Consider the following 26269-nt stretch of genomic DNA (forward strand, 5'->3'; position numbering starts at 1 on the left):
CGGGCCCGATCCGGTGGCGCGCAGGATCTTCGGGCCGATCATCAGGTCTGAAGCTCAGGCCTGAGTTTCAGGCCAGGCCCGCCCGCACCAGACCGGCGCGGACCAGCGCCGCGTGCAGCCGTAGCGCCACGGCGGTGATCTCCTGCGCCGTGTCGTCGGCACGTGCCCTGGACGTCGCCGAGCGGCCGCTGCGCAGCGGGCTCACGACCTGCTCAACCAACCCGACCTCGCGATCGGCCGCGGTCCGGAACGCGCGCAGGTGCCGCGCCTCGATGCCGAACCCGGCGAGCTCGGCTGCAGCAGTCGCAATGGCGAGCGCGTTCGCGTCGTACCAGCCCGAGCCGGTCGGCAGGAGCAGACCGAAGCCGACCAGCGCGTCCAGCTCGTCCGGGTCGATCCTGGCCCGGGCGCACAGCTCTGCGGCGGACAGCCGGACCGGACCGCCGCCGCGCAGCGCGTCGACCCGGCTGGCTGCGGCGCTGTCATCGTCCGCCGGCTCGGGGGCGGCACGCAGCCCGCTGGTGCCGTTGACCAGCTCCTCGGCGCCCCGGGAGACGGCGTCCAGGTGGTCCCGGATCTTGCGCAGCGGCCAGAACCGGTCCCGTTGCAACGTCATGGCGTACCGCAGGCGTTCTACGTCCTGGTGGCTGAACTTGCGGTAGCCGGACGGCGTGCGGGCCGGCTCGACCAGGCCCTCGCTCTCCCACAACCGGATCTTGGAGACGCTGACGTCAGGGAAGTCCGGGCTGAGCAGGGCGATGACCTCGCCGATGCTCATGGCCGTGTCGCGGCGGCTGACCGCAGGGCTCACACTCCCTCACCCAGCATCACGATCAGCCGGAACTTGCCCACCTGCACCTCGTCCCCGGTTGCCAGGGGCGAGGAGTCGATCCGCTGACCGTTGACGTAGGTGCCGTTCAAGCTGCCCACGTCACGGACGGAGAACGTCGCCCCCTCGCGCAGGAACTCCGCGTGCCGGCGTGAGACGGTCACGTCGTCCAGGAAGATGTCGCTGGAGGGGTGCCGTCCGACGGTGGTGGAGTCGCCGTCCAGCAGGAACCGGGCGCCTGCATTCGGCCCGCGGTCGACCCGCAGCAGCGCGGTCCCGGCCCGGAGCGCGGCGAGCGTGCCCGGGTCGATCGCGACCGGTCCGTCATCCGTGGACTGCGGCTCGTTGACCTCGGTCGCGCCGATGGCGGACAGGTGCATGGTGGTCGCCGAGGGGTCGTCCCCGCCTTGGCCGACCGAGGCCGGTGCCTGGTCTGGCCGCTCCTGCTCGTCCGTCATGGCGCGTCTCCCTCGGATGAACGACGGGGCTCCCGCCATCGCCGCTGCGACGGGAGCCGACAAGGGACCAGCCTGCCACAGTCCAACCCTCCACCGCAGGGTCAGGTTGTCGGATCACACCCGGGCGGCTGAACGTCCGGGTGCGAGGCGCTCAGCCGAGCTGCGCCCGGTACGCCTCGGCGTTCAGCAGCGAGCCCAGCGCGCTGTCGTCGGCGACGCTGAGCTCGAACATCCACCCCTCGCCGTAAGGGTCCGAGTTGACCAGCTCGGGCGCCGCGTCGAGGGCGTCGTTGCGGCCCGTGACCGTGCCGGCGACCGGCGGGTAGATGTCGCTGACGCTCTTCGTCGACTCGACCTCGCCGCACGCCTGCCCGGACGCGACCTCGGCGCCGACCTCCGGCAGCGTCACGAACACGACGTCCCCGAGTGCCTCCTGAGCGAACGAGGTGATCCCCACCCGGATGGTGCCGTCGGCACCACGGCGCACCCACTCGTGCTCGGCGGTGTACAGCAGGTCATCCGGGAAGTCGTTGCCGCTCATGGGTTCCTCACGATCACGGGTGCGGTGGACGGGTCACTTGCTGGGGTTGGCGGTCTCGGCGGGCTGAGCGTAACGACGCTCCGGAGCCGGGAGCAACACGGTGATCCGCACGTTGTCCTTCTCGGCCACCGTGCCCTTCGCCTGCTTCGGCAGGCTGGCGATGACGCCACCAGGGATCTCGAGGGCCGTGGACATCGTCTGGCTGTCGCCGATGGCCAGGACTGTGTAGGGAGCCTTCTGCTTGACGCCGCCGACCGCGATCCCACCGTCCACGTCGGTGAAGGCCGTGGAGGCGACGACCCTGGCGTCCCCGACCTGGATGGCCTCCGCGCCCGCGTCCCGCAGCTCCTCGACGAGGTCGAGCACCTGGGCCGCCCGGACCTGGCCCTGGGGGTCGCTGACGAACACCTCGACACCCGTTCCCTCGGCGCCCACGGTGCCGGCCAGGATCCCCAACGTGTCCAGACGCTGCTGTGCGGCGTCGATGGCGGCCTGGGCGCCATTGGCTCCGGAGCTGAGCTGGCGCTGCTCCGCCTCGAGGTCGGACTGCTCGTCGGCGAGCCGGTCGCGGCGGTCGCCGATGTTGTCGAGGATCTGCACGAGCTCGCTCTGCCGCAGCCCGGTCAGCCGCTGGTCGTCGCGTTGGCTGATCTGGGCGACCAGGGCGAAGCCCAGGGCTGCGACCAGGATCGCGGCCAGTGCCTGGCCGCGGGTCGTGCGCGGGTGCAGTGAGGACCGCAGACGGCGCCACCGGTCAGGCGTCGGCCCATCGGACGTCGCCAGGTGGGACGCGGGCTTGTGCGCGGCCGGCTGCTCGTCGACCGGCTCGTCGACGTCGGGGCGGGACTTGTCGGCGGTCATGCGCGGAACAGGTGCCGCCGGATCGCGGCCACGTTGGAGAAGATCCGGATGCCGAGGACGACGACGACGCCGGTGGACAGTTGCGAGCCCACGCCGAGCTGGTCACCGAGGTAGACGATGAACGCCGCCACGAACACGTTGGACAGGAACGAGACGACGAACACCTTGTCGTCGAAGATGCCGTCCAGCAGCGCCCGCAGGCCACCGAACACGGCGTCGAGGGCGGCGACCACGGCGATCGGCAGGTACGGCTGCATCCAGATCGGGACCGTGGGTTGCAGCAGGACACCGAGGGTGACGCCGACGAGGAGTCCGATAGCCGGGATCACGGGGTCTCCTGCGGTCGAGTGGGGGTGGCGCGGCTCTTCCCCGAGGTCGGTGAGGTGCTGGTCGGCGAGGTCGAGACCTTCGGGGACGGCGACAGCGCCTTCGCACGGCGTGTGTCCAGCCCCGCGCTGGCGGGAAGCAGCAGGTTCTTGCTCGCGGCGATCGACGCCTGCACGCCGAAGTTGTCCTTGAGGTACTGCACGTCGCGTCCCCCGGGTCCGTCGCTGAAGCGAGTCTGCAGGGTATCGGGGCTGCCGATGGCAGAGATCGTGTACGGCGGCGACAGTGGGCGGTAGTCCACCAGGATGGCCTCCCCGGCCGACCGGATCGCTGACAGTGCGGTCAGCCGCTGCCCGTTGATCGCGATCGCCTCGGCCCCCGCGTCCCACAGTCCGTTGACCACGAGCTGAAGGTCTTGGTCCAGCACCCGCCCGTCGTCCGACGACTGCTGCGAGCGCGGGTCGCCGTCCCCGCCGGCACTGTTGGCGCTCGAGGCGTCGTCCAGCGTGACCGTGACACCCGGGCCGCGCACGGCTGAGGCTCCGGTGACCATCGCGAGGTCGGCAACCTGGTCGGCGAGCGAGCTCGCCGCGCCGAGCTCGAGCTGGCGGCGCCGCTCCGCCTCGATCTGGCCCAGCAGCTTGGCGTTGCTGCGCTGCAGCGCGCCGGCCGAGGCGTCCTGGCGCGCGATCTCGGCAGCCAGCTGCTCCCGGGCCAGGACCCCGGCCGGCCGGGTGCCGCGGGCCTGCAGCCACGCGGTGCTCAGCAGCACGCCGAGGGCGACCATCGCGACCACCGCGAGCGCCGTCCGCCCGCGAGTGCCACGGCCACTGTCGTCGCCGCGCTCGGCACGTTGACGGGCGGCTTCGGCATAGCTCGGGTCGACCGTGCGCGTCATGACGTCGACCAGCAGGGACATCGAGGCGTCCTTGCGGCGCGGCGCGGCGACCTCGGTGGCCACCGGTCCGGATTCGCTCACGACGCGACCTCGGGGGCCGGCATTCGTGGCAGCCGGGCGGCCTGCACGGCGTAGAGCACGCCGGCGACCCAGTACAGAGCGGTCCCCCACCATGCGAAGCCCCAACCGACTGCCCGCGCCACCTCGGCGAAACCGGAGTCGCCGTCGCCGAGCAGCAGCAACGGGAAGGCGTAGAGCAGGTTGAACGTGGCCGCCTTGCCGACGAAGTGCACTGGCAGGGTCAGGTGGCCGCGGCTGCGCGCCCACAGCAGGACGACGGCCATGAAGAGCTCGCGGCCGAGCAGGAGGGCGACCAGCCACCACGGAATGATCTCGCGCCAGGCCAGGCCGAGCAGCGTGGTCAGGATGTAGAGCCGGTCGGCGATCGGGTCGAGCAGTGCACCGACCTTGGAGACCAGCCCGTACCTCCTGGCGATCTTGCCGTCCAGGTAGTCGGTGACACCGGACAGCATCAGCACCACGAGCGCCCAGCCGTCGTGCTCCGACAGGATCAGCCAGAGGAACACCGGGACACCCACCAGCCGCAGCGTGGACAGCACGTTGGGTACGGTCAGGATGCGGTCACTGGCCGTCTCGTCCTGCGCCGCGCGGTGCGCCTGGGTCCCTTCCGATGTCACGCATTGAGGGTAGTTGGTTCGGCGGCCGTTTCGTGCCAACGTCCCGGCCGATGGCAGTGGGCGGCGGTCTGGACGAGCGCGCCGTTGCGATAACATGTGCGTCGTCCGCTTGGCGGATGATCCGGGACGTGGCGCAGCTTGGTAGCGCACTTGACTGGGGGTCAAGGGGTCGCAGGTTCAAATCCTGTCGTCCCGACGTTGTGATGTCTCAGGACATCGGCGACACCCGGACCTGCGAATGCAGGTCCGGGTGTCGTTCATTTCGGGGGTCGTCGGGCAGGGCCTTTGGGTGTTTCGGTGGGCTGGTAGTCGCGGTTGGGGTCGAGGATCAGCTCGCGAAGCAGTTCTCCGGTGGCGGCGTTGACGACCCTGATCTGGAGGTCCTGGACGAGCAGGATGACGTAGGTTCCGGCGTGGGTTCGGCCGATGCCGAGGTGGTGCAGGCGGCTGTTGTGCCGCAGCGTCACCGAGCCGGCTTTGTCGACGCGGTCGTGGCGGATCCGTTCGTGGGTCTCGGGGTCGGTGGCCGGGCCCGGCAGTGCCTTGGGCATCGAGTCGTAGAGCGTCGCTGGCGTCGCCCGATGGGGCAGCGAGCGGTGCGGTCGCCGGTGGTTGTACTCGTCGACGAAGAGGTCCAAGTGTGCCTGGAGCTCGACGATCGTGCTCGGCTGAACCGGCTGGGCACGCAGCCACTTCTTCATCGTCTGCTGGAACCGCTCCGCCTTCCCACAGGTGGTGGGGTGACCCGGTCGGGAGTTCTTCTGCACGATGTGGCGGCGGGATAGCTCGGCCTCGAAGGAGTTCTTGCCTCCCCGGCGACCGTGGCCGGCCAGTCTGACGGTGTAGACCATCCCGTTGTCGGTGAGCGTGGAGGCGGGAATCCCGTGCCGGGCAAGGGCTCCGCGGAAGGTCGTGACCACGATCGGGGTGGTGATCCGCGGATGTGCAGACACGTGCAGGGCGTAGCGGGTGCAGTCGTCGAGCCAGCTGATGATTTCCACGTCGACGCCCGGCCGCCCGTCGGGGCGGGTGAGCCGGTAGTGGGTGAAGTCGGACTGCCAGGTCTCGTTCGGCATGGATGCCTGGAACCGGACGTAGGACGACTTCGGCCGCTTCTTGGGTTCGGGGGTGACCAGCCCGGCCGCGGTGAGGTGACGGCTGATGGTCGATCGCGAGACCTGGTGTCCGTGGTGGTGCTGGAGATGCCAGGCGATGGTCTCCGGCCCGGCGTCCAGTCCCGCGTCGGTCAGTTCCTTACGGACGCGCACGATGAGGTCGACCACCACGGCCGATAGGGCGGCCGGGGAGGTCCTGGGGCGGCGGGAGCGGGGCTCCAGCGCCGTCTCGCCCTCGGCCTCGAAGCGGGCCTTGAGCTTGTAGACCCAGGCGCGGTGCACGCCGTAGCGGGCGGCGACCTCGGCGGGTGTCTGGTGGTCGACGAAGAGGGCCGTGATGACCAGGCGGGCCTTCGAGCTGGGCTGCGGCATGAACGAGCATCGAGCCCCGAGAGGCTGTCGCCGATGACCCGAGACAGGTGTCGCCTATGTCTTGAGACATCTGTCGCCGATGTCCTGACCCAGCACACTGTCGTCCCGACGTTGTGATCTCTTAAGAGATCGGCAAGGCCCGAACCTACGAATCGTGGGTTCGGGCCTTTGTCATGTGCGGAGTTCGGGCGTGGGTTCGCCCGCTACCGATGTGGTGGAGTTTGCCGGCGTGCCGAGCTCCAGACCCTCAGCGCTTGAACCCCGTCGAAGGATCAGCCGTCATACATCACCTCAGCGGACTTGACCCGACGACAGAGGTGTGGACGAACATGAGCGCGTGTCGAGGATCCGGTGACACAGCAGCGATGATGGCATTGACCGGACTTGACACCTTGGAGTCCGCCCGCAGTTGCTTGGCGGTCGATGCGAACGGGCACACTCGGCACTGGGTTCGACAACGTGGCCTGGTCAGCTCCGCGCAGGCCAAGAGGCGCTTCGACACGACCCGGGTCGGAGATCTCGCGACCCGGGTGTACGCCAGCGCCGTCAGCGAGTCCCGGCTTGAGACGGCGACGGACTTCCTGAGCTGGCTATTTCTGCTCGACGACCAGCTCGATGAGGGTCCGGTAGGGCGGAATCCGGAGGCCGTGCAGGATCACCTGATGCATTTGACCAGGGTGCTGAGCGCGTCCGAGCCGATCGGCCAGGTAGCGCCAACGCCGCTGGCCGCAGCGTTAGCCGACCTCTGGCTGCGAGTCGGAACCGCGATGCCGGTGCTGTGGCGGGAGAGGTTGATCCAGCATGTCATCGACTATTTCCGCGGGTGTGAATGGGAAGCCCGAAACCGCGCCGATTGCCATATTCCGGATGTCGATGAGTTCGTCCCAGCTCGCCGGGAAGCGGGCGCCGTCTTTCCATCAATCGATTTCGTCGAATTTGTAGCCGACATCGTCGTGCCGGCATCGGTGTATGACACGCCTGCCTTCACCGAACTACGTCAATCAGCCGGGGATGTCATCTGCTGGACCGACGATGTGCTGGGGGTGAGCAAGGAGCGTGCTCACGGCGACGTGCACAATCTCGTGCTGGTACTTGAGCACGCGAAAGGCCTCACCCCAGAGGCCGCCGTCGCAGAGGCTGTGGTCTCAATACGAACAAGGATCGCCGACTTCGAGCGCCACGCAGAGAGCTTGCCGCAACTGTTGACCGACCTGGGCGCAGACACGCAAACCCGTGATGCGACGGCACAGTATGTCAAGGGCCTCAAGGACTGGATGCGCGGGTTTGCGGACTGGGCTCTTGAAACCGTCCGGTATCTGGACGTCGACAACGACGCGGTCAAGACGTCTGACGCTTACCTTGAACCGCTTCTCGGTCAGTGATGCCGCCATCGGCCCGAACTTCGTCGCCGGCAACACGTCGTTCAAGGTCCGCTACACCTCGGCTTCGCCAGGCGCGATTCCTGTCTGCACGCGGTTCTCGGCACCGATTTGCTCGGCCAGCCGCAAGGCTTCCTCGATCAGGGTCTCGACGATCTGCGACTCGGGCACAGTCTTGACCACCTGGCCCTGGACGAAGATCTGACCCTTGCCGTTGCCGCTCGCGACGCCCAGGTCGGCTTCTCTGGCCTCGCCGGGACCGTTGACTACGCAGCCCATCACCGCCACCCGCAGCGGGACTGGCAGCCCTTCGAGGCCGGCGGTCACTTGTTCGGCGAGCTTGTACACGTCAACCTGCGCCCGGCCGCACGACGGGCAGGACACGATTTCGAGTTGGCGGGTGCGCATCCCGAGCGAGGCGAGGATCTGGCAGCCAACCTTCACTTCCTCGACCGGCGGAGCGGACAGCGAGACGCGGATGGTGTCGCCGATTCCCTCGGCCAGCAGCGCCCCGAAAGCCGCAGCCGACTTGACGGTGCCCTGCATGGCCGGTCCGGCTTCGGTCACTCCCAGATGCAGCGGGTAGTCACAGGCCGCGGCAAGCTGGCGGTAGGCGTTGACCATCACAACCGGGTCGTGGTGCTTTACCGAGATCTTGAGATCGGTGAAGCCGTGCTCCTCGAACAACGAGCACTCCCACAACGCGGACTCGACCAAGGCTTCAGACGTGGCCCGCCCATACTTCCTCAGCAGTCGCTTGTCGAGGCTGCCGGCGTTGACGCCGATGCGGATGGGCACCCCTGCATCCCCGGCAGCGTTTGCGATCTCTTTCACTCGGTCGTCGAAGGCCTTGATATTGCCGGGATTCACCCGCACCGCCGCGCAACCGGCATCGATCGCAGCGAACACGTACTTCGGCTGGAAGTGGATGTCGGCGATCAGCGGGATCGGAGACTTGCGAGCCAGCACCGGCAACGCGTCGGCATCGTCCTGGCTGGGCACCGCGACCCGCACGATCTGGCAGCCGGCCGCCGTCAGTTCCGCGATCTGTTGCAGGGTCGTGTCGATATCGGCGGTCACGGTGGTCGTCATCGATTGGACCGAGACCGGCGCGTCCCCACCCACCAGCACGCTGCCTACTCGGATCTGGCGGCAGATGCGGCGTTTCGCAAGCGTCGGCGGTGGCGGTACAGGCATTCCCAAGCTAACGGGGGTCAAGGCGGTCTGCCCTTCTGCTCGCGGGTCCACCGGAGCTTCTCGTCGGCCGGTTCGCGGACCGTTATCAGGAGCTTGCTGCCCGAGCTTTTGGGAATCGGGTCTGGCCGATTGCCCCGCGGGGACGTTGTCGTGACGTGAGACAACCTGCCAGTTCTGCCATCACGCGCGGGGCGAGGGCGTCGGCGCTGAGATCGAGCGAGGCGAGCAGGTCGGCTCGCTTCGCGGTTGGCTGAAACCGAGGTGGGATTCCGAACTCACGCACCGGCGTGTCCACTCCGTTTTGCCGCAGGAACTGAGCGATCCCGGCGCCGACGCCGCCGATCGTGTTGTTGTCTTCCACCGTGACGACAACCTCGTGCGCGGCCGCCAGATCCTTCAGGGCGTGGTTCACCGGATACACCCAGCGGGGATCCACGACAGTCGCGGCGACGCCGCGGCGGGCGAGCGCGTCGCCGAGGGCCAAGCAGGTCGCGGCCAGTGCCCCCACCGACACAATGAGGACAACCGGCCGCGGGCGGGCACTGAGAACGTCGACACCGCCGACACTGGCGATCTCGGTCACCGCCGGCCCTACCGCGGACTTGGGGAAGCGGATGACTGTCGGCCCGTCATGGACGTCGACAGCCTCGCGCAGCGCACGGCGCAGGTTCGCCGCGTCCCGCGGCGCCGCGATCTGCACCCCGGGCAACAGCTGCAGCAGCGACAGATCCCACATGCCGTTATGGCTTGGACCGTCGTCGCCGGTTATCCCGGCTCGGTCCAGCACGAACGTCACGCCCAGCCGGTGCAGCGCAACGTCCATCAACGCCTGGTCGAAAGCCCGGTTGAGGAAGGTCGCGTAGATGGCGAGGACCGGATGCATCCCTCCGAGCGCGAGCCCCGCCGCTGAGGTCACGGCGTGCTGCTCGGCGATTCCGACATCGAACACTCGATCTGGAAAGGCCGCAGCGAAGTCGCCCAGTCCGACCGGACGCAGCATCGCCGCCGTGATCGCCACAACGTCGGGCCGGTCGGCGGCGATGCGCACGATTTCCTGCCCGAACACATCGGTCCAGGTCTGCGCCGGGGCGGCGGTGGCCGCGCCCGGGGAACCGGCGGCGATCGCGTGCATCCGATCTGCCTCATGCCGTTCGGCGGGCGGATAGCCTGCGCCCTTGCGGGTGATGCAATGCACGATCACCGGCCGGTGCAACCCCCGCGCCGCCCGTAGCGCGCTTTCGACCGCCGCTTCATCGTGCCCATCGACGGGACCCACATAGGCCAGGCCCAGGTCGGTGAAGATCGACGGCTCGGTGCTGGTTCCCGGTGCACGATCACGCAGGTCGGCCAGGTGCACGGCCAGGCCGCCGATCGTCGGGTCGTAGGAGCGGCCGTTGTCATTGACCACGACGATGACCGGGCGATGCGGCGCTCCACCGATGTTGTTCAACGCCTCCCAGCACATACCGCCGGTCAGCGCACCGTCGCCAACCACCGCGACCACCGCGCGCTCTGCCATGCCGCGCAGGGAAAACGCCTTGGCCAGTCCGTCGGCGTAGGAAAGCGCCGTCGAAGCATGGGAATTCTCGATCACGTCGTGGTCAGACTCGGCCCGGCTCGGGTAGCCGGACAGGCCGTCGCGCTGTCGGAGCCGGTCGAAGGAGGCCCGGCGCCCCGTGAGCAGCTTGTGCACGTAGGCCTGGTGGCCGGTGTCCCACAGGATCACGTCGTGCGGCGAGTCGAACACGCGGTGCAACGCGATGCTCACTTCGACCACCCCGAGGTTGGGCCCGAGATGGCCACCGGTCCGGCAGACCGAGTCGATGAGGAAGCTCCTGATCTGCTCGGCCAACGTGATCACGCCGTGGGCATCAAGGCGCTTCACGTCCTCGGGACCAGTGATGGACTCGAGCAGGTTCGTCAGAGCGACCGGACGGACGGACAAGGTGGCTCCGGCGGTTGCGGCAGTTCCCGCGATGTTCGCCGGCCTTCGCGCTGTCATCTCGATCGCACCTCGCTCGGCAGACCAAAATGGACGTCTTCCTTGGCGACCTCACGCTCAAGGACCTTGACGTCGCCGTAACCACGCAACGCCTCGAGTACGTCTGAGACGAGCACCGGTGACGCCGACGCGCCCGCCGTGAGCCCGATGACCTTGGCATCGCGGACCCACAACGGATCAATAGCGTCGGCGTCGTCGATCAAATAGGCCTTTACGCCCGCGCGGCGAGCTACGTCGACCAGCCTCACGGAATTCGAGGAGTTCCTGGAACCGACGACCAGGATCACGTCCGCATCGGCTGCCACCGCCCGCACCGCATTCTGCCGATTCGTGGTGGCGTAACAGATGTCGTCGCTGTCGGGGCCCCTCAGGTCGGGAAAGCGGGCCTTCAACGCGTCGACTACCGCGGCCGCCTCGTCGACAGCAAGCGTTGTCTGCATCAGATAGGACACCGGGCCGCTCACCGACAGGCGCTGGACGTCCTCGACCGTCTCCACCATGATCGTCTGCTCGGGAGCCTCGCCCAGTGTTCCTTCCGACTCCTCATGGCCGCGGTGCCCGACCAGGATGATGGTGTCGCCGCGACCCGCGAACCGGCGCGCCTCGGCGTGCACCTTCGCCACCAGCGGACACGTCGCGTCCACCACTCGAAGGCCGCGCCGCTCAGCATCCCGCCGCACCGCCGGGGAGACCCCGTGTGCCGAGAAGACGACGGTGGCCCCATCGGGAACCTCGTCCAGTTCCTCGACGAACACCGCGCCCCGCGCCTCCAGACCGCGCACCACGTGCACGTTGTGGACGATCTGCTTGCGGACGAACACCGGCGCACCCTGCCGCTCCAACAAGAGCTCGACGATCTCAATTGCCCGTTCGACCCCCGCGCAAAAGGCCCGCGGACTGGCTTGCAGCACCGTCAACGAACGTGGCGCGGAGTCGCCTACCCCGATTGGCACCGCCATCACCGATCCCGATCTCGGGCGAACCGCGCGATCTCACGGAACTCGTCGTGGATCTGAAGGGGCAAGTTCAACCCGGCAAGGCACCGCTCCGCGGAGCTGACCTCATCCTCGGCCAGCCGTTCGGCCCACCCACGCCCACCCGCGCGTTCCACCAAGACCGCAGCGCGGCGCAGTTCGTCCTCATCTAACGGGCTGGATCGGAAGTACAGCTCGGCCAGCTCGCCCGCCGCCGATCCGGTCGCGCACAACGCGGCGACAACCGGCAATGACTTCTTCCTGGATCTGAGATCAGACAGCACCGGCTTGCCAGTCAGGTCAGGCGTTCCCCAAATCCCAAGCAGGTCATCGACCACCTGGAACGCGGTACCAAGGTGCTCCCCGAATGCCGCCAGGCCATCGACCAAGGCCGGCTCCGCACCCACCAGCACCGCACCGATGGAGGACGCGCAGCTCAGCAGAGCAGACGTCTTGTCACGTGCCATCGCGAGGCATTCCTGCAGCGACACATCGGAACGTTGCTCGAAACCCAGATCCGCAGCCTGCCCACAGACCAGACGCTGGGTAGCCGCCCCGAGGCGCCGGGCCGCCGGACGGGCGCCCGCAACCGGTACGTCCAGCAGCGTCTCCAAGGCCGCGGTCAGCAACGCGTCGCCCGCGAGGATGGCTGACGACGTCCCGAACACCGCCCACGCGGTCGGCCGATGACGCCGTTCAGCATCACCGTCCATGACGTCGTCGTGCAGAAGCGAGAAGTTGTGCACCAGCTCCACCGCGACAGCGGCTGGCACTGCTGCCTCGGCCGCTGCACCCGCGGCTCGGGCCGACAGCAACGCGAGCGCGGGCCGAAGCGCCTTCCCCCCGCTGGCCTGCACCGGCTGACCCGAAGCATCCAGCCAACCCTGGTGATACCCAGCGACCCGCGCCATTCCCGGGCCAAGCCTGCCGACCGCCGCGCGTAGCGCCGGCGCCACCAATTCACGAGCCAACCCGACCGACCCCGGCTGGGAGGTCGTCGAGGCGCTCACCATTTCCATGAACCGGTCATGTGATCAGCCCCGTTTGGTCAAATCCGCTGAGGTGGTGTAAGACGGCTGATCCTTCGATGGGGTTCAGGCGTCGGTCCCGACGGATCGAGATGACGAAGACGGGGCACCGAGGTCGCTCTCGGTGCCCCGTCTTCGTCAGGTCAGCGGGTGACTCGTGCGGTGCTACTTGCGGCGCTTCTCACGCACCCGGACGCTGACCTCGATCGGCGACCCGGCGAACCCGAAGGTCTCGCGCAGACGGCGTTCGATGAACCGACGGTAGCCCGCCTCCAGGAACCCGCTGGCGAACACCACGAACCGCGGCGGCCGGGTCGCTGCCTGGGTGGCGAACAACACCCGCGGCTGCTTGCCGCCGCGCAGCGGGTGCGGGTGAGCCGCGACCAGCTCGCCCATGAACGCGTTCAACCGTCCGGTGGGCACCCGCGTGTCCCAGGACTCCAGCGCCAGGTCGAGGGCGGGCACGAGCTTGTCCAGGTGCCGACCGGTGCGCGCCGAGACGTTGACCCGGGGCGCCCAGGGCACCTGCACGAGGTCCTGCTCGATCTCGCGCTCGAGGTAGTAGCGCCGCTCCTCGTCGACCGTGTCCCACTTGTTGTAGGCGATCACCAGCGCGCGTCCGGCGTCGATCACCTGCTGCACCACCCGGACGTCCTGCTCGGTGATCGGGGTGCCGGCGTCGATCAGCACCACCGCGACCTCGGCCTTCTCCAGCGCGGTCTGGGTGCGCAGCGACGCGTAGAAGTCGGCGCCACGCGTCTGGTGCACCCGACGGCGGATGCCCGCGGTGTCCACGAAGCGCCACGTCCGTCCTGCGAGCTCGACCATCTCGTCCACCGGATCGCGGGTGGTGCCGGCCACCTCGTCGACAACAACGCGCTCGGACCCGATGGCCTTGTTGAGCAGGCTGGACTTGCCCACGTTGGGACGACCGACCAGGGCCACCCGCCGAGGCCCGCCGGGTGGGTACCCGCCACCGACCGCGGAGACCGGCGGCAGGACGGCGAGTGCGGCGTCCAGCAGGTCGCCGCTCCCCCGCCCGTGCAGGGCGGACACCGGAACGGGTTCGCCCAGCCCCAGCGACCACAGCATCGCCGCATCGGCCTCGGTCCGGGCGTCGTCCACCTTGTTGGCGGCGAGCACGACGGGCTTGCCGGAGCGTCGCAGCACCTTCACCACGGCCTCGTCGGTGTCGGTGGCGCCGACGGTGGCGTCCACCACGAAGAGCACGGCGTCCGCGAGCTCGATGGCGATCTCGGCCTGCTCGGCCACGCGCAGGTGGAGCCCCTTGGCGTCGCGCTCCCAGCCGCCGGTGTCGACGAGCACGAAACGGCGGCCGGTCCACTCGGCCTCGTAGGTGACGCGGTCACGGGTGACGCCGGGAACGTCCTCGACCACCGCTTCGCGACGGCCCAGGATGCGGTTGACGAGCGTGGACTTGCCGACATTCGGACGGCCGATGACGGCCAGCACCGGCAGCGGACCCTCGTCGACGTCGGCCGCCAGGTCCTCGTCCGAGCGGCCGAGGAGCGCTACGTCCTCGTCGCTGAGGTCGTAGTCCTCCAAACCGACCCGCAGGCCGGCGGCGACGACGTCCTCGTCCGCGCCCGGTGCGGGCTCGGTGTTCGAACCGTCGGTCTCCGTCATGACACGCCTTCCAGGCCGAGTGTGTGCAGGTCCTCGTACAGGGGGATGCCGGTCAGGTCCGCACTGTCCCGCACGTGATCGGCCAGGGCCACCCGCAGCTGCTCGGTGAGCTGACGGCTCGCCTCGCGTCGGGACAGGTCCGGTGCCGGGACCAGGTGCACCGGCTGGCCGAACACCACGGCGACGCGCCGCCAAGGTCTGGGCGGCTGCCCGACCGACCCGCCCGGACGGCGGGTTCCCAGGCAGGCCACCGGCACCACCGGAGCGCCGCTGACCATGGCCAGGTAGGTGACACCCTCGTGCACCGCGGCGACGTCACCACGACCGCGACTGCCTTCAGGAAAGACCCCGACCACGCCACTGTGACGCAGCACGGCGAGGGCCTGCTGCAGGGCACCGCGGTCGATGGTGTCGCGGCGGATCGGGATCTGGCCGCAGTGGTCGAGGACCCAGCCGGCCGGGCCGTGGAACATCTCGGTCTTGACCAGGAAGTGGGTGGGACGCGGCGCCAGGCCGTAGACCAGCGGGCCGTCCAGGATGCCAGTGTGGTTCGAGGCCAGCAGGACCGGGCCGGTGCTGGGCACCCGCTCGGCGCCGATGATGCGCGAGCGGTAGATCGCGTGGAAGAGCACGTTGCCGACCCGGCGTCCGCCCGCGGCACGCCTGGCCGACGGCGCCGCTTCGTCCCGGCGCACCGCGGCGCGCTGCTCGCTCACGCGGACCCCGCCCTGGGCACCCGTCCGGTGCGCGAGCCGACCAGCTCGGTCAGGGCGTCCACGACCTGCTCGAACGTCATCGACGACGAGTCGATGGTGCGCACACCGTCGGCCGCGGTGACGAACTGCGAGACGGTCGAGTCGTCCCGGTCACGGCGGACCACCTGGTCGCGGGTCGCCGCCACGGCGGACTCCTCTGCGTGACCGTGCAGCTCGAGCGCGCGCCGCTGCAACCGAGTCAGCTCGGTGGCGGTCAGCAGCACCCGGACGTCGGCGTCCGGTGCGACCACGGTGGTGATGTCGCGCCCCTCGGCCACGATGCCCTCGGACGCCTCGTGGATCAGCCTGCGCTGCAGGTCACGCATCCGGGCGCGCACCTGGAGGTTCGTGGCGACCGCGCTGACCTGCTCGCTGACCCGGGTCTGCCGGATCGCCTGGCCGACGTCGACGGACCCGACTCGCACGCTCGGGGCGGCAGGATCGGTACCCATCTCCAAGGGCATGGCGTCCATCGCGTCGACGACGGCCGCCGGGTCGGTGAGGTCGACCCCCTGCTCCAGGCACCACCAGGTCAGCGCGCGGTACATCGCGCCGGTGTCCAGGTAGCGCAGACCGAAGCGGCGGGCCACCGCACGCGACACGCTGGACTTGCCAGAACCGCTGGGCCCGTCGACGGCGACGACGAGGGCAGGCTCGGACGTGGGCACGCAGGTACTCCTTGACATCAGGCTGGGGGGTACTCAGCGTAGTCGAGGTTCAGGCGTGCACGGTCCAGCCGCGCTCACGCAGCGCACCGACCAACGTCTGCGCCGCGGCGGGCAGCACGTCGATCTCGGCCAGGCCCATCGGCCGGCCCTCGCTGTGCTCGATGCGCAGGTCCTCCAGGTTGACTCCCGCGTCCCCCACGTCGCGCAGCAGCCGGGCCAGCTCACCCGGTCGGTCCGGCACGATCACCGGGACTGCGACGTAGACCGTCGGCGCCGAACCGTGCTTGCCCGGGATTCGAGCGTGCCCCTCGTTGCCGGCCGCCACCAACCCGGCGACCGTAGCCCGCGCGCCCAGCGCGTCGTCCGGCTGGGCCCCCAGCGCATCGACGGCGGCCAGCACCGAGTCGAGGTCGTCCCGCAGGGCGTGCAGCGCCCGAGCCACTGCGCCCGCGTTGCCGGCCAGGATCTGGGTCCACAGGTGCGGGTCGCTGGCTGCGATCCGGGTTACGTCGCGCACGCCCTGCCCGGCCAGCGCCACCGCGCTCTCCGGCGCAGAGCGCAGCCGCGCCGCGACCAGGCTGGCCGCGACCTGCGGGACGTGCGAGATGACGGCGACCGCCTCGTCGTGCTCGACGGCGTCCATCACCGAGACCGTCGCACCCAGCGTGCCGGCCATCCACCGCACCATCTGCAGCGCCGGCTCGCTCGTCTCCTCGGTCGGGGTCAGCACCCACGGGCGTCCAGCGAACAGGTCAGCGCGAGCCGCCACCGCACCGGAGCGCTCCCGACCCGCCAGCGGATGGCCGCCGACGTACCGGGACACGTCCACGCCCATCGCGCGCAGCCGTTTCAGCGGAAGGGACTTCACGCTCGCCACGTCGGTCACGACGGCGTCCGGCCGGGCCGCCAGCTCGGCCGCGACGACGTCCGCGACGACGTCCGGTGGGGCGGCGACGACAACCAGGTCGGCCGCTGCGTTCGGCTCGATCCGGCCGGCGCCCAGGTCACGGGCGAGCGCGACCGCGCTCGGCGAGGGGTCGAACAGCGTGACGTCGACCCCCTGGCTGCACAGGGCCAGGCCGACGCTGGTGCCGACCAGCCCGGTGCCCACCACCCGCACCGACCGCGGCTGCCGCGCGGTCACTGGGCGATGTCCAGGCGCAGCGACGTGGCACCGCGAAGGTACACGTGCTGCACCTCGGCACGGGGAACGTCCATCTCTGCGTGCGCCATCAACCGGACCACCCGGGGCAGCGCGCCGGGCACATCGATCTCGACGGTGCAGAGCAGTGGGACCTCGCCCAGGCCCAGCTCGCGGGCCGCGACGGCGGGGAACTCCGAACGGAGGTCGGCGGTGACGGTGAACACGATCGAGATCAGGTCGTCGGCAGTCAGGTAGTTCGCCGACATCACCGCCGCGACGAGCTCGCGGGTCGAGGAGAGCAGGTGCTCGCGCTCGTCAACATCCAGCTGGATCGCACCGCGGATAGCCCGAACCGCCATGCTCACAACCCGACCGAGCTGAACAGCTGACCCACCTCGGACCGCGTGAGCACCCGCCAACGACCCTGCCGCAGGTCGCCCAGGTGGATCGGGCCGACCTGCACGCGAACCAAGCGCTCGACCGGGTAGCCCACGGCCTCCAGCGCTCGCCGCACGATGTGCTTTCGACCCTCGTGCAGGACGACCTCGACCAACGCCTTGCCGGGCTGGGAGTCGATCAACCTGAAGCTGTCCATCCGCACCGGACCGTCCTCGAGCTCGACCCCCTCGCGCAGCCGCTTGCCGACGTCCCGCGCGACCGGACCCGGCACTTCGGCGAGGTACGTCTTCGGGACGCCGAAACCGGGGTGCTGCAACCGGTGGGCGAGCTCGCCGTCGTTCGTCAGCAGGATCAGGCCCTCCGTCTCGGAGTCCAGTCGCCCGACGTGGAACAGCCGCTCCGGTCGCTCGGCCATGAAATCACCCAGCGACACTCGGCCCAGGTCGTCGTGCATCGAGGAGACCACGCCGGCCGGCTTGTTGAAGGCCAGGTAGAGCTTGTCGTCGTCCAGCTGGACGCGGACGCCGTCGACGTGCACCACCTGGCGGCTGGGGTCGATCCGGATGCCCTGCTCAACGACGACGTGGCCGTCCACCTGCACCCGCCCCGAGGCGATCATCACCTCGCAGGCACGCCTGCTGCCGACCCCGGCCTGGGCCAGCACCTTCTGCAACCGGACGCCGTCCTCGACGTGCACGTCGACCGCGACCGCCGGGATCGGCGCCTGGGCCCGGCGAGGCCGGCCGGGGCGCGGGTTGGCGCCCTTGCCGGCCGGCTTGCCGCCCTTGGCACCCGGCTTACCACCCTTGCCGACCGGCTTGCCACCCTTCCCGGCCGGCTTGCCACCCTTCCCGGCCGGCTTGCCCGCACCGCTGGGCCTGCCGGCACCCGAACCTGCACCAGGCTTGCCCTTCCCGGACCCGCCGCCGGGGTTGCCCTGGCCGGGCCCCTTGCGCGGTGCGCCGGGCGTCATCGGTGCAGTCCGTCGGACAGCTCGTCGAGCACATCGATCTCGGGCAGGTACGGGGCGAGAGCCGGCAGCTCGTCAAGCCCGGTCAGACCGAGCCGCTCCAGGAAAGTGGAAGTGGTCGCGTACAGGATCGCGCCGCTCTCGTGGTCGGTGCCGCGCTCCTCGACCAGCCCACGGCTGACCAGCGTCCGCATCACGCCGTCCACGTTGACCCCGCGGACCGCGCTGACCCGGGCCCGGCTCACCGGCTGTCGGTACGCCACCACGGCCAGCGTCTCGAGGGCTGCCTGGGTCAGTCGCGCCTGCTGCCCGCCGACCACGAACCGCTCGACGACGGGCGCGTAGTCCGTGCGGCTGAAGATCCGCCACCCACCGGCGACCTCGCGCAGCTCGAAGCCGCGACCCTGCTCGTCGTACTCCGCGGCGAGCTCGCGAACCAGCTGCGACACCTCGCCGGGCGGCAGCGCGAGGGTCTGGGCCAGCGTCATCTCGGCGATCGGCTCGTCCACCACCATCAGGACGGCCTCGAGCGCCCCACGGGCGCCGGAGGGCAGGTCGTCGAGCACCAGCTCGTCAGGCTGCGGCTCTTCCTGGGTGACCTGGTCGGGCTGGCCGTCGGCCGCCTGAAGCGGGTGGTCCGTCATGGGCGCCGAGTCTAGTGGCGCCGGGAGGGGTCGAGGTCAGCGGAGCCGGACGGTACGTGCCGCGGACCGGCTGGGCAGGATGGAAAGGGACCCGCCGAACACGGCCTGGTAGCTGGTCGCCCGGGTCGGGTGCACGGTGAGCGAGAAGCGTGCTGCGCTCGCAGAGGTGGTCACCGTGCGCACCGCGGTCCACCGGCCGGTGCCCACGCGCTGGTAGACCACCACATGCCTGCGGGTCAACGGGGTGCCGTTGGCGCGCAGCAGCCGACCCGACAGGTGCACGGTGCCGCCCTTGCGGACCCGCGACACGTCGGTGACCAGCTCGGTGCCGGTGACCACACGGTTCCGGATGGTGTGGCTGCGTTGGTAGGACCAGGACGCCGCGAACCGGGTGCTCCCCGAGAAGCGCACCCGGTACCGCGCAGCCGTGGTCGGCCTGAGCACGAACCGGTACGCGGCGGTGACCGCAGAGGTGCGGGTTTTGGCCACCGCAGTCCACGGGCCGAGCCCGACCTGCCGGTACAGCGTGACGCTGGTGTCGGTCAGCGGCACACCGCCGGCCCTCGTCAGCCGACCAGAGACCTGCCAGGGCGAGCCGCGGTAGGCGGTCGGACCCGTGGTCACCACGGTCGGGTGGGTGGCCGGGTGGGCGAAGGCGGCCAGCTGTGACGCGGATCCGTTGAAGACGTTCAGGTCGACGTCAGTGCCGATGCCGGAGACCCGACCTGAAGCGGAGTACTGGTGCACCGCGTACGTCGGCCACTTGCCGGGCAGGGACGGCGCACCGCTGGTCCAGTGCGCGATCCACAGCGGGTAGGCGTGGAAGGCGGTGCTGTCGTCCATCGCGCTGCGCCAGAACGACGGGGAGGTGTAGATCATGGGCTGGCGTCCGGTCAGGGCACGCACCGTGGTCAGCCAGGTGTGCGCCCAGCTGGCCAGCTGGGTCGGCTTGAGACCGCCGGAGGCCTCCAGGTCCAGGACGGGCGGAAGGTCCCCGGCGCCCTGCATCCCGCCCGTGACGGCCACGAAGGCACGCGCGTCGCGGACTGCCGAACCAGCGGTCTTGCGCGGCATGGCGTAGTGGTAGGCGCCGCGGTACAGACCGCGTGCCCTGGCTCCCGCCCGGTTCCGGGCGAAGCACGCGTCTCTGCTGGTCTTCATGCCGGAGGTCCGCGTCGCCCGGATGAAGACGAAAGTGCGGCTGGTGCGCGAGACCTTCGCCCAGTCGATGCCGCCCGTCGCGCAGGTGTCCGCGGGACCCGCGCTCTGCCAGCGCGAGACGTCGATACCCGCCGGGCGTGGCCGGACGGCCGCGGACGCGGCTGGCGCCGGCTGCGCGGCCAGCAGTCCGAGCGCCAGCGCCAGGCCGGCCAACATGCTGCTCAGGATGTGGGCGCGACGCACGGGGCGGAACGTGGCAGTCATACCAACCACCTCGACCGTCTTGGCCGGTGCTTGAGGGGTTGCTACTCCTGGTTGTGCTCTGCGGGCAGGTCTGGGTCGGGGAGGACGTCGTCGCCGTCGTCGAACTCGTCGCTGACCACGACGTCGCCCTGGTCGGCGCCGGTCCACCGGACGGTGAGCTCGCCGAGCGGGCTGACCTGCTCGAAGCCGACGGCGCCGTCCCGGAACAGCTCCAGCAGCGCGAGGAAGCGGGCCACCACCATCAGGGTGGAGTCGGCGTCGGCGATCAGCGTGCGGAAGGTGGTCGTGCGGGTCCGCCGCAGCACGTCGATGATCACCGCCGCCTGCTCGCGGACGCTCACCGCCGGCGCGTGCAGGTGGGCCAGCCCCACCGTCGGGGCGACCTTCGGCGTGAGCGCGGCCGCAGCGATGGCGGCGAGCTGCTCCGGCGTGATGCTCATGATCAGCTCGGGCAGCAGAGTGGCGAACTGTGGCTCCAGCGTGGTCTGCCGACCGACCCGCCGCCCGGCCTCCGCCATCCGCTCGGCGAACACGGCTGCCACCTGCTTGAACGCGCGGTACTGCAGCAGCCGGGCAAAGAGCAGGTCCCGCGCCTCGAGCATCGCCAGGTCGTCCTCGTCCTCCACCTGGGCCGACGGGAGCAACCGGGCGGCCTTGAGGTCGAGCAGCGTGGCGGCCACCACCAGGAACTCGCTGGCTTGGCCGAGGTCCCACTCCCCCGCCTCGCCGGTGTGGCTGCGGATGTGTGCCATGAAATCGTCGGTGACCGTGGCCAACGCGACCTCGGTGATGTCCAGCTGGTGCTTGGAGATCAGGCCCAGCAGCAGGTCGAAGGGGCCCTCGAAGACGTCACCGAGGTGCACCTGGAACGGTGCCGACCGGCCGCGTCCGGCCATCGGAGCGGCGTCGTCCACGACGACCACCTCGGATCAGGCGGCGTCGCCGCGGGCGATGAGCTCGCGGGCCAGCTGCCGGTAGGACTCGGCACCGGCGTGCGTCGACGCGTACGTGGTGATCGGCTCGGCGGCCACCGACGCGTCCGGGAACTTCACGGTGCGGGAGATCACCGTGCGGAACACGCTGTCGCCGAACGCCTCGACGACCCGGGCCACCACCTCACGACTGTGCAGCGTGCGGCTGTCGTACATGGTCGCCAGGATGCCGTCGATCTCCAGCGCCGGGTTCAGCCGGTCCTTCACCTTCTCGATGGTCTCCACCAGCAGCGCGACCCCGCGCAGCGCGAAGAACTCGCACTCCAGGGGGATCAGGACGCCGTGCGCCGCGGTGAGCGCGTTGACGGTGAGCAGACCCAGCGAGGGCTGGCAGTCGATCAGCACCACGTCGTAGTCGTCCAGGATCGGTCGCAGGGCACGGCCGAGCACCATCTCGCGGGCCACCTCGCCGACCAGCTGCACCTCGGCGGCGGACAGGTCGATGTTCGCCGGCAGCACGTCCAGACGCTCGATGGCGGTGTGCCGGACGACGGAGTGGATGTCGGTGGTGCGGTCCATCAGGACGTTGTAGATCGTCACGTCCAGCTCGTGCGGGTTGATGCCCAGCCCGACCGACAACGCGCCCTGCGGGTCGAAGTCGACCAGCAGGACCTTGCGACCGACCTCGGCCAGTGCCGCCCCGAGGTTGATCGTCGTCGTGGTCTTGCCGACGCCGCCCTTCTGGTTGCACATCGCGATGATCCGGGCCGGACCGTGCGAGGACAGCGGCGCGGGGTCCGGGAACTCGACCACCGGCCGACCGGTCGGCCCCATCGCGGCAGACGCCACCGCGAGGTGCGACCCGTCGTCCGAGGCCGTCAGCTGCGGCTGGTCCGATGCCGATGCGGTCTCGGCGGTCGGCGGGTGGGCGGTCACGGGCTGTCGGCTCCAGTTGCGGGCAGGTCAGGCGAGCAGTGTCCGTGACCCTAGCCGCGGGCGACGGCGGGCATCAAGGCGCCCCGCCGTTGTGGCCTCACAACGCTCGGGGATGTGCTGCCGCGTACACCTCACGCAGTCGCTCGGCCGTGACCAGCGTGTACAGCTGGGTCGTGGTGACGGAGGCGTGGCCCAGCAGCTCCTGGACGACGCGGACGTCCGCACCGCCGTCGAGCAGGTGGGTGGCGAACGAGTGACGCAGGGTGTGCGGGCTGACGTGCCCAGCCAGGTGGGCCCGGTCTGCGGCGGCGCGCAGCACGGTCCAAGCACTCTGCCGGGACAGCCGCCCACCCCGGGAGTTCAGGAACAGGGCGGTGGTGCCGCGCCCGGTGCGGGCCGAGCCGTTGGCGGCGAACCCGGGCCGGGCCCGCACCGTGTAGGCGTGCACCGCGTCCCGGGCGAAGGAGCCGAGCGGGACCACCCGCTCCTTGCGACCCTTCCCGAACAGCCGCACCGAGCCGTGCTCGAGGTCGACGTCGTCGACGTCCAGTCCGACCGCCTCGCTGATCCTGGCGCCGCAGCCGTACAACAGCTCGAGCAGGGCACGGTCGCGCAGCGAGGCGGCGGTGTCACCTAGCGAGGCCGCGTCCAGCAGCCGCTCCACCTCGGAGGTGCTGATGGCCTTGGGCAGCCGCTTCGGCGTGCTCGGCGGACGAACGTCCGTCGCCGGGTCGTGCGTGGTGACGTCCTCGAGCAGCAGGAACTTGTGCAGGCCTCGCACTGCGACCAGGCAGCGGGCGGCCGAGGTGGCGGTCAGCGGGCGGTGGTCGGCGTCGCCCTCGCGCAGGTGCGTCACGAACGCGGTGACGTCCCGTTCGGCCACCGACTGGGGGTCGGTGACCGAACGGTCGGCCAGGAACGCCACGTAGCGGCGCAGGTCGCGTCGGTAGGACGCGAGCGTGTTGACGGCCGCACCACGCTCGATCTCGAGGTGCTCCAGCCAGCCGGAAACGGCGCCGACGAGTGCCGTCGACGCCTGTGGCAGCGGCTGTGCGCTCAGCCGAGCACCTCCGCCAGGGACACCGACGACATCCCGTGAGCCGCGGCGACGGGCTCGTAGGTGACCGCACCGTCGTGGGTGTTCAGGCCCAGTGCGAGCGCTGCGTCCGCCCGCAGCGCGGAGCGCCACCCGCGGTTGGCCAGCTCGACCGCGTACGGCAGCGTGACGTTGGTGAGTGCGTACGTCGAGGTGTGCGGGACGGCACCGGGCATGTTGGCCACGCAGTAGAAGACCGAGTTGTGCACCTGGTAGGTGGGCTCGGCGTGGGTGGTCGGACGCGAGTCCTCGAAGCAGCCGCCCTGGTCGATGGAGATGTCCACCAGCACGCTGCCCGGCTTCATCCGCGACACCTGCTCGTTGGTCACCAGAGTCGGGGCCTTGGCCCCGGGCACCAGCACGGCGCCGATGACCATGTCGGCGTCCATGATCGCCTTCTCGACCTCGTAGGCGTTGGAAGCGACGGTCTGGCAGTGCCCCTGGTAGATCGCGTCGACCTGGCGGAGCCGGGCGACGTTGCGGTCCAGCAGCAGCACCTCGGCCTGCATGCCGAGGGCGATCGCGGCGGCGTTCATCCCGGACACGCCGGCACCGATCACGACGACCTTCGCGGCGTAGACGCCCGGGACCCCACCCATCAGGATCCCGCGTCCGCCCTGGGCGCGCATCAGCGTGGCGGCGCCGACCTGGGGCGCGAGCCGGCCGGCCACCTCGCTCATCGGCGCCAGCAGCGGCAGGCTGCGGTCCGCCAGTTCCACGGTCTCGTAGGCGATTCCGGTGACCTTGCGCTTGGCCAGCTCCTCGGTGAGCGGGCGATCGGCGGCCAGGTGCAGGTACGTGAACAGCGTCTGACCTTCGCGCATGCGGTGGTATTCGGAGGCGATCGGCTCCTTGACCTTCAGGATCAGGTCCCCGGTGGCCCACACGTCGTCCGCGGAGGACAGGATCTTGGCACCGGCTGCGACGTAGTCCTCGTCGAGGATGGACGAGCCGAGCCCGGCCTCGGTCTCGACGAACACTTCATGGCCGTTGCGCACGAGCTCGTTCACCCCGGACGGCGTGATCGCCACCCGGTACTCGTGGTTCTTGACCTCGCGGGGGATTCCGACCTTCACGGCCACACGTCCTTCTACGCACCGCCACCGCCAGGCGCCTTTGCCTCGCGGTCAACCCCGATCTGGAGTGGCAGCGCGAGTCTAGCCGGGGTAGGTGTGGCGTCCCGGCCTGCACAGTGTCTGCCGAGCAGGCGGTTCTCTACACCTCTCACGATCGGAGGGCCGACGTGCGGATCTACTCCCAGCTCCCGGTGCGAGCCGGACGCCAGGTGGTCGCGGACGCGCTGCTCGCCGTTTGGGTCGTCCTCTGCGTGCGCGCCGCCCTCGCCGTACATCGGTACACCCTTGCGCTGGCCGAGCCGGGCCGGCGTCTGGCGGACGCCGGGCGTGGCCTCGGCGCGAGCCTGTCCGACGCGGCGAACAGGCTCAGCGGACTGCCGCTGGTCGGCGACGACGTCCGAGGCCCGCTGGACGCCGCCAGCCGGGCCGCCGGGACGCTGGTCCGCGCGGGGCAGGAGCAGCAGCAGGCCGTCGAACGGCTCGCCCTAGTGCTCGCCCTGGTCGTCGCCGTGCTGCCGATCCTGGCGGCGCTCGTGCTGTGGGGCGTCCCCCGGATCGCCTTCGTGCGCCGCGCGCGGGCAGCCCAGCGGTTCGTCGACGCGGACGCCGACCTGGACCTGTTCGCCCTGCGAGCGATGGCCAACCAACCGATGCACGTGCTGGCCAGGGTGAGCGACGACCCCGCCGGCGCGTGGCGGCGCGGTGACGCCCCGGTCATCCGCGCGCTGGCCGTTCTGGAGCTGCGCGCCGTCGGCCTGCGACCGCCGCCCGTCACCTCTGGCTGAGCCTCAATCCTTGGCCCGTGCCTCGCCCCAGCCGTGCCAGTGCTCGATCTCGATCCAGGCGCTCACCCTGCGGCGATCCCTGGTCGGGTAGGGACGGCCCCCGTAGTGCCGGCTGAGCCGGTCGATGTCAGCCAGTCCCTCGTCGTCGCGCCAGCTCACGATGCGCCCGCGCACGCTCACGTGGGTGTACCACTCCCCATCCTTCAACGCGGTCAGGGCGATCCGCGCGTCCTGCCTCATCCACGCGACCCGGGCACGTCCGGCGTCCATGTTGACCAGCACGCGCCCGTCGTCCTCGACGAGGTACCAGGTGGCCACCGACATCGGCTGGCCGTCCGGCATCAGGACGGCGACCACGGCCGGGTTGGGCCGGCGCAGCAAGGCCATGGTGTCCTCTGGCAGGGGTGGCTTCGGCACGTTCGGTCCTCTCCTCGCGGCACGGGCTGCGACGATCCTGGCATGGAGCTGCACGAGGTGATCCGACGCCGACGGATGGTTCGCGCGTACGACCCCGGCCGGCCGGTGCCGGACGACGTGGTCGACCAGCTGCTGGAGCACGCGGTCCGGGCGCCGAGCGCGGGGTTCAGCCAGGGCTGGGACTTCGTGGTCCTTCGCGACCCACAGGTCCGAGGCAGGTTCTGGGACGCCACGACGGAAGACGAGGAGCCCGATGCCTGGCTGCGCGGGCTGATGTCGGCGCCGCTGCTGGTGCTCTGCCTGAGCGACAAGAACGCTTATCTGGACCGCTACGCCGAGGCGGACAAGGGCTGGACCGACCGGGCCGAGTCACGCTGGCCGGTCCCCTACTGGGACGTCGACACCGGCATGGCAGCGATGCTGATGCTGCTGACCGCCGTGGACCGTGGTTTGGGCGCGTGCTTCTTCGGCGTCCCACCCGCGGCCCACACCTCGCTGCGTGCCGCGTTCGACGTCCCCGCCGACCGACGGTTGGTCGGGGTGGTGTCGGTCGGCTACCCGGCTGCGGACCGACGCAGTCCGAGCCTGCGTCGTGGGCGTCGTCCGGTCGCTCAGGTGGCGCACGAAGGCCGGTTCGGCTCGCCCTACCGGACCGCCCGCGAGGGCTGAGCGCGACACCGGCGGCCGTGCAGCCCC

28 protein-coding genes and 1 tRNA gene are annotated in these 26269 nt (G+C 70.2%); 4 read left to right on the plus strand and 25 right to left on the minus strand.

From position 1 onward, the window contains the following. Nucleotides 1-67: 67 nt before the first annotated feature. From ACPPVT_RS11730 to ACPPVT_RS11760, 7 genes are all read right to left on the minus strand, one after another. On the minus strand, nucleotides 68-811 hold the full coding sequence (locus ACPPVT_RS11730; protein WP_426560411.1) for a MerR family transcriptional regulator: 744 nt from the start codon (nucleotides 809-811) through the stop codon (nucleotides 68-70). Continuing rightward, nucleotides 808-1287 carry an FHA domain-containing protein gene (locus tag ACPPVT_RS11735; RefSeq protein WP_426560413.1) on the minus strand — a complete coding sequence of 160 codons (480 nt, stop codon included), beginning with the start codon at nucleotides 1285-1287 and terminating at the stop codon, nucleotides 808-810. Before ACPPVT_RS11735 ends, ACPPVT_RS11730 begins: the two co-directional genes overlap by 4 nt. A gap of 151 nt (nucleotides 1288-1438) precedes the next feature. Next, nucleotides 1439-1828 carry a glycine cleavage system protein GcvH gene (gcvH, locus tag ACPPVT_RS11740; protein WP_426560415.1) on the minus strand — a complete coding sequence of 130 codons (390 nt, stop codon included), beginning with the start codon at nucleotides 1826-1828 and terminating at the stop codon, nucleotides 1439-1441. Nucleotides 1829-1861: 33 nt separating this feature from the next. Beyond that, nucleotides 1862-2689: a DUF881 domain-containing protein gene (locus tag ACPPVT_RS11745; protein WP_426560417.1), complete on the minus strand. Its 828-nt coding sequence runs from the start codon at nucleotides 2687-2689 to the stop codon at nucleotides 1862-1864. Next, nucleotides 2686-3018 (minus strand): small basic family protein, encoded by a 333-nt coding sequence (locus tag ACPPVT_RS11750; protein ID WP_426560419.1) that lies wholly within the window; start codon nucleotides 3016-3018, stop codon nucleotides 2686-2688. Before ACPPVT_RS11750 ends, ACPPVT_RS11745 begins: the two co-directional genes overlap by 4 nt. Continuing rightward, complete coding sequence (locus tag ACPPVT_RS11755) at nucleotides 3015-3995, minus strand: DUF881 domain-containing protein (RefSeq protein ID WP_426560420.1); 981 nt, start codon at nucleotides 3993-3995, stop codon at nucleotides 3015-3017. The genes ACPPVT_RS11750 and ACPPVT_RS11755 overlap by 4 nt, the downstream gene beginning before the upstream one ends. After that, nucleotides 3992-4612 carry a CDP-alcohol phosphatidyltransferase family protein gene (locus ACPPVT_RS11760; RefSeq protein ID WP_426560422.1) on the minus strand — a complete coding sequence of 207 codons (621 nt, stop codon included), beginning with the start codon at nucleotides 4610-4612 and terminating at the stop codon, nucleotides 3992-3994. The genes ACPPVT_RS11755 and ACPPVT_RS11760 overlap by 4 nt, the downstream gene beginning before the upstream one ends. A gap of 122 nt (nucleotides 4613-4734) precedes the next feature. On the opposite strand from ACPPVT_RS11760, the gene ACPPVT_RS11765 reads away from it, so the two are divergent. After that, nucleotides 4735-4808, plus strand: a tRNA-Pro gene (locus ACPPVT_RS11765). 61 nt (nucleotides 4809-4869) lie between these two features. Here ACPPVT_RS11765 and ACPPVT_RS11770 read toward each other — a convergent pair. Then, entirely contained in the window at nucleotides 4870-6099 is a 1230-nt protein-coding gene (locus ACPPVT_RS11770; protein ID WP_426560424.1) for an IS481 family transposase, read from the minus strand. Nucleotides 6100-6464: 365 nt separating this feature from the next. Between ACPPVT_RS11770 and ACPPVT_RS11775 the strand changes: the two genes are divergently transcribed. Further along, entirely contained in the window at nucleotides 6465-7481 is a 1017-nt protein-coding gene (locus ACPPVT_RS11775; RefSeq protein ID WP_426560426.1) for a terpene synthase family protein, read from the plus strand. Nucleotides 7482-7532: 51 nt separating this feature from the next. Here ACPPVT_RS11775 and ispG read toward each other — a convergent pair whose 3' ends face one another. From ispG to ald, 16 genes are all read right to left on the minus strand, one after another. Next, on the minus strand, nucleotides 7533-8696 hold the full coding sequence (ispG, locus tag ACPPVT_RS11780) for a flavodoxin-dependent (E)-4-hydroxy-3-methylbut-2-enyl-diphosphate synthase (RefSeq protein WP_426567138.1): 1164 nt from the start codon (nucleotides 8694-8696) through the stop codon (nucleotides 7533-7535). 64 nt (nucleotides 8697-8760) lie between these two features. Further along, nucleotides 8761-10677, minus strand: a complete 1917-nt coding sequence (locus tag ACPPVT_RS11785; protein ID WP_426560428.1) for a 1-deoxy-D-xylulose-5-phosphate synthase — start codon at nucleotides 10675-10677, stop codon at nucleotides 8761-8763. Continuing rightward, nucleotides 10674-11636 (minus strand): 4-hydroxy-3-methylbut-2-enyl diphosphate reductase, encoded by a 963-nt coding sequence (ispH, locus tag ACPPVT_RS11790; RefSeq protein ID WP_426560430.1) that lies wholly within the window; start codon nucleotides 11634-11636, stop codon nucleotides 10674-10676. The genes ACPPVT_RS11785 and ispH overlap by 4 nt, the downstream gene beginning before the upstream one ends. After that, on the minus strand, nucleotides 11636-12664 hold the full coding sequence (locus tag ACPPVT_RS11795) for a polyprenyl synthetase family protein (protein ID WP_426560432.1): 1029 nt from the start codon (nucleotides 12662-12664) through the stop codon (nucleotides 11636-11638). The genes ispH and ACPPVT_RS11795 overlap by 1 nt, the downstream gene beginning before the upstream one ends. A 180-nt stretch (nucleotides 12665-12844) precedes the next feature. Continuing rightward, entirely contained in the window at nucleotides 12845-14326 is a 1482-nt protein-coding gene (gene der, locus ACPPVT_RS11800) for a ribosome biogenesis GTPase Der (protein WP_426560434.1), read from the minus strand. Further along, nucleotides 14323-15042 (minus strand): lysophospholipid acyltransferase family protein, encoded by a 720-nt coding sequence (locus ACPPVT_RS11805; RefSeq protein WP_426560436.1) that lies wholly within the window; start codon nucleotides 15040-15042, stop codon nucleotides 14323-14325. Before ACPPVT_RS11805 ends, der begins: the two co-directional genes overlap by 4 nt. Continuing rightward, nucleotides 15039-15767, minus strand: a complete 729-nt coding sequence (cmk, locus tag ACPPVT_RS11810; protein WP_426560438.1) for a (d)CMP kinase — start codon at nucleotides 15765-15767, stop codon at nucleotides 15039-15041. The genes ACPPVT_RS11805 and cmk overlap by 4 nt, the downstream gene beginning before the upstream one ends. Before the next feature lie 31 nt (nucleotides 15768-15798). Beyond that, nucleotides 15799-16893 carry a prephenate dehydrogenase gene (locus tag ACPPVT_RS11815; protein ID WP_426560440.1) on the minus strand — a complete coding sequence of 365 codons (1095 nt, stop codon included), beginning with the start codon at nucleotides 16891-16893 and terminating at the stop codon, nucleotides 15799-15801. Then, nucleotides 16890-17252, minus strand: a complete 363-nt coding sequence (aroH, locus tag ACPPVT_RS11820) for a chorismate mutase (RefSeq protein ID WP_426560442.1) — start codon at nucleotides 17250-17252, stop codon at nucleotides 16890-16892. The genes ACPPVT_RS11815 and aroH overlap by 4 nt, the downstream gene beginning before the upstream one ends. A gap of 2 nt (nucleotides 17253-17254) precedes the next feature. Beyond that, the gene (locus ACPPVT_RS11825; RefSeq protein ID WP_426560444.1) at nucleotides 17255-18265 is read right to left on the minus strand and encodes a pseudouridine synthase; all 1011 of its coding nucleotides are present in this window, start codon (nucleotides 18263-18265) and stop codon (nucleotides 17255-17257) included. Then, nucleotides 18262-18906 carry an SMC-Scp complex subunit ScpB gene (gene scpB, locus ACPPVT_RS11830; RefSeq protein ID WP_426560446.1) on the minus strand — a complete coding sequence of 215 codons (645 nt, stop codon included), beginning with the start codon at nucleotides 18904-18906 and terminating at the stop codon, nucleotides 18262-18264. The genes ACPPVT_RS11825 and scpB overlap by 4 nt, the downstream gene beginning before the upstream one ends. A 36-nt stretch (nucleotides 18907-18942) precedes the next feature. Next, nucleotides 18943-20331: a glycoside hydrolase family 25 protein gene (locus ACPPVT_RS11835; RefSeq protein WP_426560448.1), complete on the minus strand. Its 1389-nt coding sequence runs from the start codon at nucleotides 20329-20331 to the stop codon at nucleotides 18943-18945. A gap of 41 nt (nucleotides 20332-20372) precedes the next feature. Continuing rightward, nucleotides 20373-21227 carry a segregation and condensation protein A gene (locus ACPPVT_RS11840; RefSeq protein WP_426567139.1) on the minus strand — a complete coding sequence of 285 codons (855 nt, stop codon included), beginning with the start codon at nucleotides 21225-21227 and terminating at the stop codon, nucleotides 20373-20375. Nucleotides 21228-21260: 33 nt separating this feature from the next. Next, nucleotides 21261-22097: a ParA family protein gene (locus ACPPVT_RS11845; protein WP_426567140.1), complete on the minus strand. Its 837-nt coding sequence runs from the start codon at nucleotides 22095-22097 to the stop codon at nucleotides 21261-21263. Nucleotides 22098-22296: 199 nt separating this feature from the next. Further along, nucleotides 22297-23244, minus strand: coding sequence for a site-specific tyrosine recombinase XerD (xerD, locus tag ACPPVT_RS11850; protein ID WP_426567141.1), 948 nt, complete (start codon nucleotides 23242-23244; stop codon nucleotides 22297-22299). An 11-nt stretch (nucleotides 23245-23255) separates the two neighbouring features. After that, entirely contained in the window at nucleotides 23256-24371 is a 1116-nt protein-coding gene (gene ald / locus ACPPVT_RS11855; RefSeq protein WP_426560450.1) for an alanine dehydrogenase, read from the minus strand. Nucleotides 24372-24538: 167 nt separating this feature from the next. Here ald and ACPPVT_RS11860 point away from each other — a divergent pair, with 167 nt between their 5' ends. Next, nucleotides 24539-25156 (plus strand): hypothetical protein, encoded by a 618-nt coding sequence (locus ACPPVT_RS11860; protein WP_426560452.1) that lies wholly within the window; start codon nucleotides 24539-24541, stop codon nucleotides 25154-25156. 3 nt (nucleotides 25157-25159) lie between these two features. Here ACPPVT_RS11860 and ACPPVT_RS11865 read toward each other — a convergent pair whose 3' ends face one another. Continuing rightward, nucleotides 25160-25573, minus strand: coding sequence for a pyridoxamine 5'-phosphate oxidase family protein (locus tag ACPPVT_RS11865; protein ID WP_426560453.1), 414 nt, complete (start codon nucleotides 25571-25573; stop codon nucleotides 25160-25162). 42 nt (nucleotides 25574-25615) lie between these two features. On the opposite strand from ACPPVT_RS11865, the gene ACPPVT_RS11870 reads away from it, so the two are divergent. Beyond that, complete coding sequence (locus ACPPVT_RS11870; protein ID WP_426560455.1) at nucleotides 25616-26242, plus strand: nitroreductase family protein; 627 nt, start codon at nucleotides 25616-25618, stop codon at nucleotides 26240-26242. Nucleotides 26243-26269: the final 27 nt, after the last annotated feature.

It is taken from the genome of Angustibacter sp. McL0619 (assembly GCF_049994355.1).
GTDB lineage: Bacteria > Actinomycetota > Actinomycetes > Actinomycetales > Angustibacteraceae > Angustibacter.

Coding starts and splice junctions, on each gene's coding strand:
- ACPPVT_RS11735 (WP_426560413.1), bottom strand. CDS start 1,287: ATGACGGACGAGCAGGAGCGGCCAGACCAGGCACCGGCCTCGGTCGGC.
- gcvH (WP_426560415.1), bottom strand. CDS start 1,828: ATGAGCGGCAACGACTTCCCGGATGACCTGCTGTACACCGCCGAGCAC.
- ACPPVT_RS11745 (WP_426560417.1), bottom strand. CDS start 2,689: ATGACCGCCGACAAGTCCCGCCCCGACGTCGACGAGCCGGTCGACGAG.
- ACPPVT_RS11770 (WP_426560424.1), bottom strand. CDS start 6,099: ATGCCGCAGCCCAGCTCGAAGGCCCGCCTGGTCATCACGGCCCTCTTC.
- ACPPVT_RS11775 (WP_426560426.1), top strand. CDS start 6,465: ATGATGGCATTGACCGGACTTGACACCTTGGAGTCCGCCCGCAGTTGC.
- ACPPVT_RS11785 (WP_426560428.1), bottom strand. CDS start 10,677: ATGACAGCGCGAAGGCCGGCGAACATCGCGGGAACTGCCGCAACCGCC.
- ispH (WP_426560430.1), bottom strand. CDS start 11,636: ATGGCGGTGCCAATCGGGGTAGGCGACTCCGCGCCACGTTCGTTGACG.
- ACPPVT_RS11795 (WP_426560432.1), bottom strand. CDS start 12,664: ATGGTGAGCGCCTCGACGACCTCCCAGCCGGGGTCGGTCGGGTTGGCT.
- der (WP_426560434.1), bottom strand. CDS start 14,326: ATGACGGAGACCGACGGTTCGAACACCGAGCCCGCACCGGGCGCGGAC.
- cmk (WP_426560438.1), bottom strand. CDS start 15,767: ATGTCAAGGAGTACCTGCGTGCCCACGTCCGAGCCTGCCCTCGTCGTC.
- aroH (WP_426560442.1), bottom strand. CDS start 17,252: ATGGCGGTTCGGGCTATCCGCGGTGCGATCCAGCTGGATGTTGACGAG.
- ACPPVT_RS11825 (WP_426560444.1), bottom strand. CDS start 18,265: ATGACGCCCGGCGCACCGCGCAAGGGGCCCGGCCAGGGCAACCCCGGC.
- scpB (WP_426560446.1), bottom strand. CDS start 18,906: ATGACGGACCACCCGCTTCAGGCGGCCGACGGCCAGCCCGACCAGGTC.
- ACPPVT_RS11835 (WP_426560448.1), bottom strand. CDS start 20,331: ATGACTGCCACGTTCCGCCCCGTGCGTCGCGCCCACATCCTGAGCAGC.
- ACPPVT_RS11840 (WP_426567139.1), bottom strand. CDS start 21,227: ATGGCCGGACGCGGCCGGTCGGCACCGTTCCAGGTGCACCTCGGTGAC.
- ACPPVT_RS11845 (WP_426567140.1), bottom strand. CDS start 22,097: ATGGGGCCGACCGGTCGGCCGGTGGTCGAGTTCCCGGACCCCGCGCCG.
- ACPPVT_RS11870 (WP_426560455.1), top strand. CDS start 25,616: ATGGAGCTGCACGAGGTGATCCGACGCCGACGGATGGTTCGCGCGTAC.